The sequence below is a fragment of the Leptospira weilii genome, assembly GCF_006874765.1.
GTDB classification, from domain to species: Bacteria; Spirochaetota; Leptospiria; order Leptospirales; family Leptospiraceae; genus Leptospira; species Leptospira weilii.
The window spans coordinates 275,474-287,500 of the sequence record NZ_CP040841.1; the positions used below are offsets into that span (position 1 = coordinate 275,474).

Sequence of the window (12,027 nt, forward strand, 5' to 3'; positions counted from 1 at the left end):
GTTTTCGTTCACAGCGTTTTACCCTCGCTTCTCATCGATGCTTTGACCGCTCGCGCAAACGAACACCGTCCAATGTGAAAATCATCGCCTTTACTTTATACCGAAGAAAAAACTCTTTAAGCCAAGACATTGATTTTGAAACTAACTTTCGATGAAATTTGAAAAAAATAAAGTTTATGAGGGAATTTTTCTTTCTGACGTTCATTACCTTTTGAACAAGAAGATAAAATCCCATAAACATAAGGAACTATTTCAGTTTCTGGATTATCTAAAAAAGAGAAACATTCGTTTCAAAAACATTTATCTCGTGGGGGATATCATAGAAAATTGGTTCTTCAGCGCCGCACGCAAACTCAAAAAAAGTAAGAAAAAATTCAACAAACTTTTCGATAGACTAGATTCCTTATCCGTGTCGGACGGAAACAAAATCTACATCGTGGGAAATCACGATTCCACTTCCTACCTTATGAATCTACCTCCCAAAATCGAAAGATATCTTCGAGAAAGAAATTGGAAGATTTGTGAAAAAATCGAAAACGAAACTTTGATCGCGGTTCACGGACACCAGGGACAATACAATCGCTTCACTTGGATAGGTTCAATTTTTATATTACGTTTCCTACATATAGTTGCCTTATTCCTTCCGAATCTGTTCCGTTTTTCGGAAGCCTTCTATCAAAAACATTTAAATCGACAAGATCCCGCCACCACGGAAGAAATCCTTAAATACTACGAACGTCTTTCCAGAATCACACATCAAAACGACAGAGTTCTTATTTCCGGGCACACGCATGATTTTCTTTGCATTCCTCATTTAAAAATTATCAATACGGGTGACTGGGTAAAGAGCAACAGTTTCGTATTACAAGACGACTTTTGTTTTATCGGAGCCAAAATGAATAAACGCGGAGAATTCTCGAAAGAATTCATCTACAAACATCAGTAAGAATCCCTTCCTTCAATAAAATATTTCTTGCGGAACCTTTTCAAAAGGTGCAGAATTACCGGATGCAAATTCCCGACTATTCTACTATCTTGCAGTTTATTTCGGAAAATCCTTGGTCTTCTTCGTTTTATGCGATCGGAACTTACACTCTCATCGCGCTTCTGCACGACATTTTTCAGCGAAGGCACGCGATCAAACATAATTTCCCTCTTGTGGGAAGACTCCGTTATCTTTTTGAAACGATCGGTCCCGAACTGCGTCAGTACTGGGTTGCCAATGATAAAGAGGAGATGCCTTTTAGTAGAGCGGAACGTTCCTGGGTTTATGCGACCGCAAAAAAACAAAACAATAACTTCGGTTTCGGAACGACTGAACTTCTGTACGAAGCCGGTTATCCGATCATCAAACACAGCGCGTTTCCGTTTCCCGAATCCAAAGTAAAACATCTCAAAAACGATACTTCCATGATTCCCTGCCTAAAGGTCATCGGAGAATTTCACAATCGTAAAAAACCGTTTCGTCCTCCGTCCGTGGTGAATATTTCCGCGATGTCGTACGGATCTCTCGGTAAGAACGCGGTCTCCGCTCTCAACAAGGGAGCGATGATGGCGCACTGTTATCAAAATACGGGAGAAGGAGGAATCAGCCCCTATCACAAATTAGGCGGAGACGTTGTCTGGCAAATTGGAACCGGATACTTCGGCACGAGAGACGAAAAGGGAAATTTTTCCTTGGATGTGTTTACCCAAAAGATTAAAGAAAATCCTCAAGTAAGAATGATAGAAATCAAACTTTCCCAAGGCGCCAAACCCGGCAAGGGAGGAATTCTTCCCGGAAAAAAAGTGACCCGACAGATTGCGAATATCCGAGGAGTTCCCTTGGGACAAGATTGTGTTTCGCCTAATGCTCATTCCGAGTTCGGAACCGTAAACGAACTGATCGACTTTATCGAAAGACTTCACTCTGCGAGCGGACTTCCGGTCGGGATCAAAAGCGCGATCGGTGAAATTCATTTTTGGAACGAACTCGCGGAAAGAATGAAACAAACCGGCAAGGGTCCTGACTTTATCACGATCGACGGAGGAGAAGGAGGAACAGGAGCGGCTCCGTTAGCCTTTGCGGATCACGTTTCTCTTCCTTTCAAGGTCGGATTTGCGAGAGTCTATCAAGTCTTTCAGAAAGAAAAACTTTCCGAAAGAATGGCTTGGATCGGAAGCGGTAAATTAGGATTTCCTGATAGAGCTATCGTAGCGTTCGCGATGGGTTGCGACCTAATCAACATAGCCAGAGAAGCGATGATGTCCATCGGTTGTATCCAAGCCCAACGTTGTCATACGGATCACTGCCCCACTGGAGTCGCGACTCAGAACCGTTGGTTACAAGCCGGTCTCGACATCGAACTCAAAGCGGAACGGAACGCGAACTACATCAAAGGACTTCGAAGGGAAGTTCTTTCGGTAACACACGCCGCCGGATACGAGCACCCGCTTCAATTCAGAGGAAGTGACATTGAAATTAGCGCGGGATTGAATATTTTCAAGCCCCTTGAAACGATTTTGGGCTATGAAAGAGATCACGTTCATTTTACGAAAATGTTGGACTATACCGATCATACTTATTTGGAAGAATATATGCAGGGAAAGTCTTCGGAATAATTTCCATTTTTATATCAAAACTTAGATTATTCTAATTTTATAATAATACATTAGAAACATACTCCGCTTTTTGCGTGTAGGTTGTTTCTTTTCTAAGACAAACCGTTACTCACTCTTAGAAATATTGTGAAATTTCTCGGTACAGGATCAACTCAAAACATGGTTGTTTGTCAAAAGTGATTGAATCATTCAGGATTTATTTTTATTTGGCTAAGATTTTTCAAAATTAGAGTTGTCGAAAAATTCCATGATTCAGTTTAACAAAACCGCTTCAAACGTCCATTTCAACAAAGCAGAAATGGATAGAGAAATTAATTTTTCAACAACTCTATTGTGATTTTTAAGGAAAGTAAGATGGAAACTAAAAAATACGAGTTTAGAAAAACAAGATTCTTAGAATGTGAAATCGGTGGGGAAACGAACCTGTGGGTAAATTCAGACGGTTTACCGAAAAAAGATATCTTTAAGCGATCCGACAAATTTCTAAAAACGTGGAAGCTCCCACAGATTGCGGTCGTATTGGCGGTTTTTCCTGTCATTTAAAATTGTAGTAGTTCCTACATTTCGAGATTTTGAGACGGGTTTTAAATTGGATATAGAGAAATATATAAACGACTCTTCGGATTCTTTTCCTCTTGCCACGTAAGTTTTTAGAAAAAAACTGTGTGAAACTCAATGCGCAAGTTTTCCTTTTCTTTTATGAACGCAGTCGAAGAAGCCGGGGAAGTTTTAATAAAACCGGTTTCTTTTTTTAAGGATCTTTCCAACGCTCCCGAAGAACCTCTGCTCTCCCTATATCTTCGTTGTTTAGTCTATATGAGCTTTTTATATGCGGTTACAGTCATCGGCATGACTTTACTCACTCCGAATGGACTTCCCAGTCCATCCTTGACTTTTTTATTTTTCGAAATGCCTACGGCGTATTTACTCGCGAGCTTTATTATTTTTCCTATTTTAGGTTTCCTTTATATGTTTTTCTCCTGGATCTGCGGGGGAAATACCGATTGGAAACAAAACTTCAGAGCCAGCACCGCTATCTTAAGCGTGTTTTGGGCGATACTATTTCTGCAAAGCTTCGGCGGTTTGATTCACATTTATCTGGGAATGTGGATCGGAATCGCTTTTACCGCATATGTTCCGTTTTTATTCTTTCTTGCTTTGACTTTTTATCTAAAAGCTCCCGTAAAAAGGACCGCAATCGTACTTTCCCTATTTACGATCGTATTTTTGTATCTTCAATACTCAAAAATGGATTCGTACATAAAAGATTATAAAATCATCGAGAACATGAATTCCCAAAAATTCCCTATAAGAGAAAAAGAAATACAAGAAGAACGGGAAGCGACGGAAATCATCCGAAAGGCAATGGAAAAAGCAAGAGCCGAAGACTTCAACCATAGAGGATTCGATGATTTATAGAATACTCAATGCGGATAGCGAAAACATACTTACACTTTTCCTTACACAGTTATAAAAACTGAAAACGTCTTTTCTCCGTAACCACTTGAACAGTGGAGTTTTCAAAAACTTTCGACATTTTCGTCAGATTTACGTCGGGAACTTTTTCAATTGATTCAAAAGTAAACGGAGTTTTTGCCAAGCCAAAAGCCGATTCTTATGTCTTAAGGTATAACGTTCCGTTCATTTGCTTCGTCTATTCTAGTACAAAAAAAAATGAATTTAATCATAAGCGTTTTCAAGACCGGTCCTGGGGGCGCGTCCCGGGAATCTCCTATACATGAAAAGCCCCCGTAAAAAACTGGCTTATCAGCTATACTTGAGGGTTTTTCTATGAAACGCACCGAACTGGAAAGAAGAGAAAGAGACCTCCGCAAGGCAGAAAAAAAGGTTCAACTTCAAGAAAAGAGGCTCGCCTCCGGAAAAGGGAATAGCGTAGGAGTGTATATCGACGAGTTGTCGGCACTCTTTCGCTACGACGCAACAGAAATTTTCAATACCGGAGACGACATCGCGATCTTGGAGCTTTTAGAAGACATTCAGGCGAATCTTCCCGCAAAACAATGGGAAAATGTACTTCGCAAAGCGATCAAAAAGACCGGAGTTCAGGAAAAAGAAAAAGCCTACAACGAACTCAAAGAATTGATGAACGAAGAAGAATCTGAACAGGCCGAAGAAGAAATCGGGGCTTAAACCCCGATTTCTTCTGACCCACATTTTGTTATCATATCCAACGTGAGTTCGGCGCGATTCATTTTTCTGTTGGAATTTGAACTTGTAAATCTATTCTTAAAATACGGAACTACGACAAACCACAATTTTACGAACAAATTCTTTCTCATTTTCTTATACCGAACTCACTTTATTCTATTCTCAAAAAAATTGCAGCGATCCGCGGAGATTCTGATAAGATCGAACGGTTTTGGGACACGCTCTTATTACATTACATGGAAAGATATCTACGATTGAATCTTATAAAATTCCTTTACGAGGAAGCAAATGTATTTCGTCCGGATAAACAGTATCCGGTAAGATAGAAAGTGTCGCGAGCCATTTCCCGAAATCGTCAACCGGGATCATATCCTCCTGCTCGAATCCTTCTCTGCCTCTCCAAATCTCCGTATACACCGCGCCCGGATAAACGGTGATGACTCGAATTCCTTCCGACTTCAACTCTTCCCGAAGAGCTTTTGCAAAACCTGCAATGGCATGTCGGCTCGCACAATAGGCCGTAGAATTCGAAAAACCCTGATATCCCGCAGTCGAAGAAAGATAGCACAAAAATGAACCCGGTTTTAGAAGAGGAAGTATTTCTTTCGTAAGCAAAAAGAGGGAATTCAGATTGAGAACAAAATGTGCGTTCCATTCTTCTAATGCAATTTGCCCTACGGGCTTGAATAAGCCGCTTCCGAAAGTAAAATAAACCCCGGCCAAGGAAAAAGCCCGTTTTTTTAAGGCCGTAACAAATTCAAGAACCTCCGACTGTCTAGAAAGATTACACTGAAAATTTTTTCCAGGTTCGAAGTCATTGCTAGGTTCCCAAACCTCTCCCGTCCTCGAAACTCCGATCGCAAATTGATCCAATAAATTCAGATTTTCTAATACGGACTTTCCGATTCCTGAACCGGCTCCGGCAACAAGTATAAGATTGTTTTCTTTCTCTGAAGACAAAACAGATTCTCTCTATTAGAAAAATGTAGCTGGATAAACCGGGAATTCCGCAAAATACACTTCCTGACGATCCGACTCCGATATATTATTTTCCATAGGGAGAAGATGAGACAAATTTCTCGAGGATATCATATATTTGAGTATAAAATCAGTCGCTTCCAGGTTTCGATTTGCCTGAACCGTATCCTTTCCCCATACTGTAATTCCGTGTTTTTCGATGATGCAGAACGGAACAATAGGTTTGTATTCTTTCAAATAACTTTCAAGACGGTTTGAAATATCCTGTACGTTCGGAAAGTTGTAGATCACAGGAACATAAACCTTAGGGTTTTCTTTCCAGATTCCGTACGCTTTTAGAATTTCAATCGCCGGAAGTTCCAAAAGAGCGACCGGTCGATGTTGGGAAGTGTTTGTACGAATCAGATTAGATTCCAAAGTATGGACGTGCAACCCGCATCCAATATCGTCTAACGCACGGTAGACGGCCCTATGGATGGAAGTTTCGGCGCTAGGCTTGAGCCCTTTTTCCGCCTTGGTATTTTTCGAAGCGGAAAGCCGACCCGACTCCAAATCGACGTATAGAAAATTACGCTTGTTTAACGTGTTCTTGTCCAGACCGCTTCCGCTGACCCAAAAGCCGGATTCACCTAAGATTCGGACGGAAAGATTACCGGCGGTTCCCGGCATCCATCCGTTCTTATGGTAGGTAGCCCCCAATGCAGAGAGCTTTTCTAGTTGTTTTTTGACGGACATATCAGTCCAGGGAATTGGTCTCTTCCACGTAGTTCGGCACCCAACCGCTCATGTCCTGAAAATAGCGAACCGCTTTGATTCTTTTTTTATCGTCCAAATAAAACCAATGATTCGTATTTCTTGGAACGGAGATAAAATCGTCCTTTACGACATGAACGAGAAATTTTTCGCCTTTCAATACAAAACCGAAAACGCCGGAACCGTCCACGATATATCTCACCTCCTCGTCGGTGTGATAGTGAACTCGGTCGAATTTAGCAAGCATGTCGTTTAATCCCGAAATGTTCGGATGTAATACGATCAGGTCTCTGGATTGATAACCTTCTTTTTCTTTGAGAGCTTCAAAACGACCATCCAGTTTTTTTAAAAGTTCCTCTTTTTCGGCATCGGCAAGCACTTCCTTGTCCGTCAAATCCGTTGCGTTAGACGGCACCTTCCAATGATCGTAATCAATTCCTCTTTCTTTAAGAAAGGATTTCACTTCGTTCGTTTCCTCGATCGGTGCCAAACCTTTTTGCCGTACTATCGTTGCCATAACATTCTCCGCAGTTTGTTATTTATTGACTCTTTCCACGTAAGTGAGATCCCGCAGATCTATTTTAATTATATCTCCCTGCTTTACGAATATCGGAACGTTGATTTCTCCTCCGGTTTCCACGGTAACTCTTTTTTGAGCCGTACCGGACGTGTCTCCTTTGAGACCTTCTTCGGCGTAGGTCACTTCGAGAATGGAAAAGTTGGGAGGAATCACTCCGATCGGTTTTCCTTCGTAGAAGGTAACTTCCATCGGAGTTTCTTCTTTTAAAAAAGGAAGAATATCTTCCACATATTCTTTAGAAACCGGCATTTGTTCGAAATCGTTGGAATCCATGAAGATGATATCGTCCCCTTCGGTGTAACAAATGGTCATATTTCGTTTTTCTAATTCGACACTCTCTAATTTTTCCGCCGCTTTGAAAGTACGTTCGATCGAACTGTTTTTGGTAAGATTTTTAAGCTTCGTTCTGATAAAAGCCGAACCTTTACCCGGGTTTACGAATTCAGTTTTAACGACCGAGTAAAGATCTCCTTCTACTTTGAGAACCATACCTTTTTTTACTTCTGTGATACCAAGAGTCATGGATTTTCCTAAGGATAATTGCCCCTTTCTATTTCTTTTGAAACGAGCCCCCTGTCAAGAAAAAGACATCCAGAACGACGATCCATAGAGAGTCGTTCTGTTGAGTTTCTTGAATCGACGACCCATAGAGAGCCGTTCTGTTGAGTTCTTCGAACGGCCTGAATGCCGGCCGATCCATAAGAGGCATTCGCTGAGTTAACACGGATCCGTAGATTAGTATGATTCTTGGATGTAAGACAGCTCGAAGTGTTGTGTTATGACAGCAACGGCGTATGAATTTGTAACAATTCAATCCCGAATTGTAATAGACTTTTTTTATACGGGAAGCAGTATCCCGGACAACTTTCCACAGGAACGTAAAAACAAACATATGAAATTTAATTTTATGATTCTTACCGCAATCGTCGGCTTAGTTACACTTGCCGTAAATTGTAAACCGAGAGAAACGATCACCGTCACCGGTTCCGAGACGATGCACGTAATGCTTCAGATGATCGGTTTGGAATATTCACGCAAGAAATCGGGATTCCAAGTCGTGGTTCACGGCGGAGGATCAATCGAAGGAATCGAAAAATTATTTCAGGACAAAACGGATATTGCCGCAGCCAGTAGACCTCTTACAGAAGCGGAGCTCAAGGAATTCAATTCCAAAGGTAAATTCGAATCACTTGTGGTCGCCTATGACGGAATTGCAATCATTGTTCATCCATCCAATCCGGTCCGCAGAATCAGCTTGGAAGAGGCCTCTAAAATTTTTGCGGGAGAAATCACGGACTGGTCCGAGGTCGGAGGTAAGCCCGGAAAAATAGACGTACTGATTCGAAACGACAAATCCGGAACCGCGGCCTACTTTGAAACGCACGTTCTCAAACAAAAAGATCTAGGAATTAAAAACTTCGAGACAAGAAAGAATTTGGTATATTCCAAAACCGCTAAAATCGTAGCGGACAATGACGCAATGACTGCGGCGATCGACTCCAACCCGAATGCGATCGGGTTTATGGGAATGGGAAGCGCTCTCTTTGAAAACAAAGGCAGAGTGCGCGCTTTAGAATATTCTCTTTCCGGAAAAGGTCCTTTCGTGATTCCTAGCGTCGAAAACGTATATAACAGAAAATATGAACTTTCCAGAGGGCTCTATCTATTCTATCTTTCCGATCACGGACAAAAGATAGACAATTTCATCACGTATGTCACAAGTGAAGAAGGACAGAAGGCGGTTCTCAAAAGCGGATATTTAAGAGGAACCCTTCCGACCCTAGAAGTCGAAGTCAAAAGATAGGTTATGTAATTGACTCCCCGAACTACGATAGGAGGATTTTAGTAGAATCAAATCCGGAGTCAATTCTTCATGTCCAGTTCCACTTTCTATTCGTCTCTATCCGATTTAGAAACTTCTTCGGAGTGGTTACATTGGAAATGGCAGATTCAAAATAGAATCAAAACACAAACGCAGCTATCCGAACATCTCGAACTTACGGAAAAAGAAATCCTCTCCTTCGAAGCCTGTTCCGAGTTTTTCGAATTTTCCGTTACGCCCTATTATTTAAATCTCGCAGATACAAAAGATCCGAACTGCCCGATCCGGCTCCAGATTGTTCCGCACCGGGAAGAATTGATCCGAAACGGTTTTGAAAAACAGGATCCGCTTGCTGAAGAAACCCACATGCCTGTAAAGGGAGTTACACACAGATATCCGGATCGCGCACTTTGGTATCTATCGCATGTATGCGCGGTTTATTGCAGATTTTGCACTCGCAAAAGAAAGGTGAGTAAATCCTCGCACACACCCGGCAGGGAAGAATGGAATCAGGCTCTGGTTTATTTTCGATCGCATAAAGAAATCAAGGAAGTGATTCTTTCCGGAGGAGATCCTCTTAATCTTTCCGATGAAAAACTGGATTATCTCCTGGGAGAATTAAAATCCATTTCGCATATCAATCAAGTGAGAATCCATTCCAGATATCCGGTCACACTTCCGATGAGAATCGATTCTTCTCTATGTTCCGTTCTTAAAAAACATTTCCCGATATATTTGGTCACTCATTTCAATCATCCGAAAGAGATCACACCTCTCGTTCAGGAAAGAATTTCCCTTTTGATCCAAGAAGGGAATGCGATAGTTCTAAATCAAAGCGTCCTTTTAAAGGGAATCAACGATTCAGCCGAAACGTTAAAGGAACTCTTCTACGGATTAACCTCCATCGGAATCAAACCTTATTATCTACATCAGTGCGACGAGGTTTGGGGAAGCGGAGGTTTTCGAGTCGAAATTGAAAAAGGAATAGAGATTATGAAACAGATCCGAGGAAGGATTTCCGGTTTATCGGTTCCGCTATACGTAGCGGATCTAACCGGAGGCGGGGGAAAGGTTCCGCTTCCAACTTTTTATCTGGCGGAAAAAACGGATCGTTCTTACGTCTTTCGAAACTATCAGGACGAACTCTATGAAATCGGCTATTAAATTCGGGGATGGTCCCGTTGTTTTGAAACTTTTCCTCGAAATCGTTCTATACTTGACATTTGGATTTCTGATCGTTTCCAACTGTAAAACTCCGGAAAGTAAAAGAGCGGCATCTTCAATCGAAACTCCGAGATATCTCAGACTCAACTATGACGTGGTTTATGACACTTCCGAAGGAGTCACCCTTTACGAATCCGGCAGATTATTTGCGAGGGGACTGTTCTACGATTTTACGACCCATACTTCAGCGAACAAATTCGAAAGAATCAAGGCCTCCTCTTATACGGAAGACAACCAGATCGATTTCAAACACATCCTCACTATCGAGGAATTAAATTCGCTTGAGAACAAACAATATCAATATTTTTCCATGCCGAACGACTCAAGGGCCAGCGTTTTAACCGGAATTCATAATGGGCGTTGTTATATTCGCTGGGAATGGCAAAAAGAATCCTTTATTTTCGTTTTTGAAACGGATGTTAAAAACGATTCCGGAGAAAATCCTGCTTCGCTTGGAAAAGAATTTCATGAAAATATTCGTAAAGGACTAAGAATTTTTTAGTCTTCTTGACCAATTCCGTACAAATCCATAATCTATCCTTTGCAAGGATCTGGTATGTGGTTGAAATTGGGAGATTCTGAAATCATCAACCTGGATTATATATCCACGATCAAGAAAAACTCCTCCTCTAATTCGATCGAGATCGTCTACAACGATCTGAATCATATCAAATCCCTACCGTTTCGGAATTCGGAAGAAAGAGATCGGGCTTATGACGCGATTCTCGAGAATCTTTCGAGAATGAAATTATTTTTTGAATAAGAGAGGGAAGATGGAGTCGATCAAACAAAATCTGCAAACCGTATTTTCCCTAAAACCCTTCGAGATTCTTTTTTACGGATCCAGACAAAGGGGAGATTTTCGGGATTCGTCCGATTTCAATTTTTTTCTTTTAGCCGATCCGAGCGATCAGTTGAAGAGCACTTTTTTGAGAGAAATCAATACCATCCTGAGCCCCCTGGAAGAAATCGCTCCCGTCCAATTAGTCACCGCGGACACGGATTCTTTTTTCGCAAGACTTCGCGTTTTCGAACCTTCCGCCGCTCATATTTGCGAGTTAGGCGAACCCTTTTACGGAAAGGAATCTTTTCCTTCCTTAACGAGGGAATGGACAAAACTCAAAGGTCTTACAATAGATCCCGTCTCCGCCGGGAAACATTTGAAAAAAAGATATCGTTTTTACAAAAGTATCTCTTCGAGAAACACCAAAGAAGAGATCATGAGAATGGAAAGACTTGTGGCTCTTTACCTTCAGAATTGGATCTTTCACGAAATCAAAGACATTAGTTGGATTGAAGTCGTTCACTCGGATATTCCCACAAGACTAATCGCGATGGTGCGCGGACTCTACCGCAAAGAAGCGACGGAAAACATTTTGGAAATTTTGAATTTATATGAAGAAATTCTAAAATTGAAAACGGAAATTCGCAACCGCCAAAATCCATTTTCCGCGGACAAGTTTCAAACTCTCAAAGATACGATTCGTTTCGAAGAAAAAGAAATTAAAATTCTCAAGTTGAATTATTAGGATCGGGAAATAACGTCTTCGTTTCAAAATCAAAGATTCGAAGAGACACACACCAAACGGATCGATTGAAAACAAATTTTTACGATCGGATCAAGGCGAACGCTAGTACAACGTAACGAACGATTCGTAAAGTGAATACGATACTTACGAACAACCATAGTCTTTGTCTCAAAAAACCGGCAAGAATGGTAATCGGATCTCCGATGAATGGTAAAAAAGACAATAACAAGATCGGCCAACCGATCGTACTCATCTTTTGATAGAGATTTTGAAACGTTGGAGAAGATTCCAATTTTTTGCGAACGAATACTTCCGAGCCGAAACCGAGGGAATAGTTAACTATACAAGCGGTGCAATTCCCGAAAGAGGCC

Annotated in this window: 15 protein-coding genes (1 of these 15 running past the window's edge); 10 read left to right on the forward strand and 5 right to left on the reverse strand. The window is 41.3% G+C overall.

Annotated features, from left to right (window positions below; translation table 11 throughout):
* Positions 1-151 precede the first annotated feature (151 nt).
* From FHG67_RS20795 to FHG67_RS20815, 5 genes are all read left to right on the forward strand, one after another.
* A complete protein-coding gene (locus FHG67_RS20795) occupies positions 152-946 on the forward strand; it encodes a UDP-2,3-diacylglucosamine diphosphatase (protein ID WP_004502108.1) in 795 nt (264 codons plus the stop codon).
* Positions 947-1,008: 62 nt separating this feature from the next.
* The gene (locus tag FHG67_RS20800; protein WP_004502061.1) at positions 1,009-2,601 is read left to right on the forward strand and encodes an FMN-binding glutamate synthase family protein; all 1,593 of its coding nucleotides are present in this window, start codon (positions 1,009-1,011) and stop codon (positions 2,599-2,601) included.
* 354 nt (positions 2,602-2,955) lie between these two features.
* Complete coding sequence (locus FHG67_RS20805; protein WP_002627650.1) at positions 2,956-3,144, forward strand: hypothetical protein; 189 nt, start codon at positions 2,956-2,958, stop codon at positions 3,142-3,144.
* Positions 3,145-3,276: 132 nt separating this feature from the next.
* A complete protein-coding gene (locus FHG67_RS20810) occupies positions 3,277-4,020 on the forward strand; it encodes a Yip1 family protein (RefSeq protein WP_004500670.1) in 744 nt (247 codons plus the stop codon).
* A gap of 372 nt (positions 4,021-4,392) precedes the next feature.
* Complete coding sequence (locus FHG67_RS20815; protein ID WP_002627713.1) at positions 4,393-4,752, forward strand: LB_289 family protein; 360 nt, start codon at positions 4,393-4,395, stop codon at positions 4,750-4,752.
* A gap of 279 nt (positions 4,753-5,031) precedes the next feature.
* On the opposite strand, the gene FHG67_RS20825 is transcribed toward FHG67_RS20815, so the two are convergent.
* From FHG67_RS20825 to efp, 4 genes are read right to left on the reverse strand one after another with little or no spacing between them, the layout of a single operon-like run.
* Positions 5,032-5,730, reverse strand: coding sequence for an SDR family oxidoreductase (locus tag FHG67_RS20825; protein ID WP_002627701.1), 699 nt, complete (start codon positions 5,728-5,730; stop codon positions 5,032-5,034).
* Positions 5,731-5,745: 15 nt separating this feature from the next.
* Positions 5,746-6,483 carry a methylthioribulose 1-phosphate dehydratase gene (gene mtnB / locus FHG67_RS20830; RefSeq protein ID WP_004503449.1) on the reverse strand — a complete coding sequence of 246 codons (738 nt, stop codon included), beginning with the start codon at positions 6,481-6,483 and terminating at the stop codon, positions 5,746-5,748.
* A gap of 1 nt (position 6,484) precedes the next feature.
* The gene (locus FHG67_RS20835; RefSeq protein WP_002627721.1) at positions 6,485-7,018 is read right to left on the reverse strand and encodes a 1,2-dihydroxy-3-keto-5-methylthiopentene dioxygenase; all 534 of its coding nucleotides are present in this window, start codon (positions 7,016-7,018) and stop codon (positions 6,485-6,487) included.
* A gap of 18 nt (positions 7,019-7,036) precedes the next feature.
* Positions 7,037-7,603: an elongation factor P gene (gene efp, locus FHG67_RS20840; protein WP_002627711.1), complete on the reverse strand. Its 567-nt coding sequence runs from the start codon at positions 7,601-7,603 to the stop codon at positions 7,037-7,039.
* A 370-nt stretch (positions 7,604-7,973) separates the two neighbouring features.
* Between efp and FHG67_RS20845 the strand changes: the two genes are divergently transcribed.
* The 5 genes from FHG67_RS20845 to FHG67_RS20865 all read left to right on the forward strand — a co-directional run bounded on the left by FHG67_RS20845 (position 7,974) and on the right by FHG67_RS20865 (position 11,656).
* Positions 7,974-8,885, forward strand: a complete 912-nt coding sequence (locus FHG67_RS20845) for a phosphate ABC transporter substrate-binding protein (RefSeq protein ID WP_004503447.1) — start codon at positions 7,974-7,976, stop codon at positions 8,883-8,885.
* Between the two features lie 69 nt (positions 8,886-8,954).
* Positions 8,955-10,067 carry a KamA family radical SAM protein gene (locus FHG67_RS20850; protein WP_004500676.1) on the forward strand — a complete coding sequence of 371 codons (1,113 nt, stop codon included), beginning with the start codon at positions 8,955-8,957 and terminating at the stop codon, positions 10,065-10,067.
* A complete protein-coding gene (locus FHG67_RS20855) occupies positions 10,051-10,629 on the forward strand; it encodes a hypothetical protein (RefSeq protein WP_004500672.1) in 579 nt (192 codons plus the stop codon). The genes FHG67_RS20850 and FHG67_RS20855 overlap by 17 nt, the downstream gene beginning before the upstream one ends.
* A 54-nt stretch (positions 10,630-10,683) precedes the next feature.
* Positions 10,684-10,890, forward strand: a complete 207-nt coding sequence (locus FHG67_RS20860) for a hypothetical protein (protein ID WP_002627709.1) — start codon at positions 10,684-10,686, stop codon at positions 10,888-10,890.
* A 10-nt stretch (positions 10,891-10,900) separates the two neighbouring features.
* A complete protein-coding gene (locus FHG67_RS20865) occupies positions 10,901-11,656 on the forward strand; it encodes a hypothetical protein (RefSeq protein ID WP_004500665.1) in 756 nt (251 codons plus the stop codon).
* 79 nt (positions 11,657-11,735) lie between these two features.
* Here the strand turns inward: FHG67_RS20865 and FHG67_RS20870 are convergent, their stop codons facing one another.
* Positions 11,736-12,027, reverse strand: the 3' portion of a protein-coding gene (locus FHG67_RS20870) for a YqaA family protein (protein WP_004497426.1). The gene runs 167 nt beyond the window's last position; the window shows 292 of its 459 coding nt (coding positions 168-459); its start codon lies beyond the right edge, outside the window — the gene reads right to left on this strand; the stop codon is at positions 11,736-11,738.

Coding starts and splice junctions, on each gene's coding strand:
- FHG67_RS20795 (WP_004502108.1), top strand. CDS start 152: ATGAAATTTGAAAAAAATAAAGTTTATGAGGGAATTTTTCTTTCTGAC.
- FHG67_RS20800 (WP_004502061.1), top strand. CDS start 1,009: ATGCAAATTCCCGACTATTCTACTATCTTGCAGTTTATTTCGGAAAAT.
- FHG67_RS20805 (WP_002627650.1), top strand. CDS start 2,956: ATGGAAACTAAAAAATACGAGTTTAGAAAAACAAGATTCTTAGAATGT.
- FHG67_RS20810 (WP_004500670.1), top strand. CDS start 3,277: ATGCGCAAGTTTTCCTTTTCTTTTATGAACGCAGTCGAAGAAGCCGGG.
- FHG67_RS20815 (WP_002627713.1), top strand. CDS start 4,393: ATGAAACGCACCGAACTGGAAAGAAGAGAAAGAGACCTCCGCAAGGCA.
- mtnB (WP_004503449.1), bottom strand. CDS start 6,483: ATGTCCGTCAAAAAACAACTAGAAAAGCTCTCTGCATTGGGGGCTACC.
- FHG67_RS20835 (WP_002627721.1), bottom strand. CDS start 7,018: ATGGCAACGATAGTACGGCAAAAAGGTTTGGCACCGATCGAGGAAACG.
- efp (WP_002627711.1), bottom strand. CDS start 7,603: ATGACTCTTGGTATCACAGAAGTAAAAAAAGGTATGGTTCTCAAAGTA.
- FHG67_RS20845 (WP_004503447.1), top strand. CDS start 7,974: ATGAAATTTAATTTTATGATTCTTACCGCAATCGTCGGCTTAGTTACA.
- FHG67_RS20850 (WP_004500676.1), top strand. CDS start 8,955: ATGTCCAGTTCCACTTTCTATTCGTCTCTATCCGATTTAGAAACTTCT.
- FHG67_RS20855 (WP_004500672.1), top strand. CDS start 10,051: ATGAAATCGGCTATTAAATTCGGGGATGGTCCCGTTGTTTTGAAACTT.
- FHG67_RS20860 (WP_002627709.1), top strand. CDS start 10,684: ATGTGGTTGAAATTGGGAGATTCTGAAATCATCAACCTGGATTATATA.
- FHG67_RS20865 (WP_004500665.1), top strand. CDS start 10,901: ATGGAGTCGATCAAACAAAATCTGCAAACCGTATTTTCCCTAAAACCC.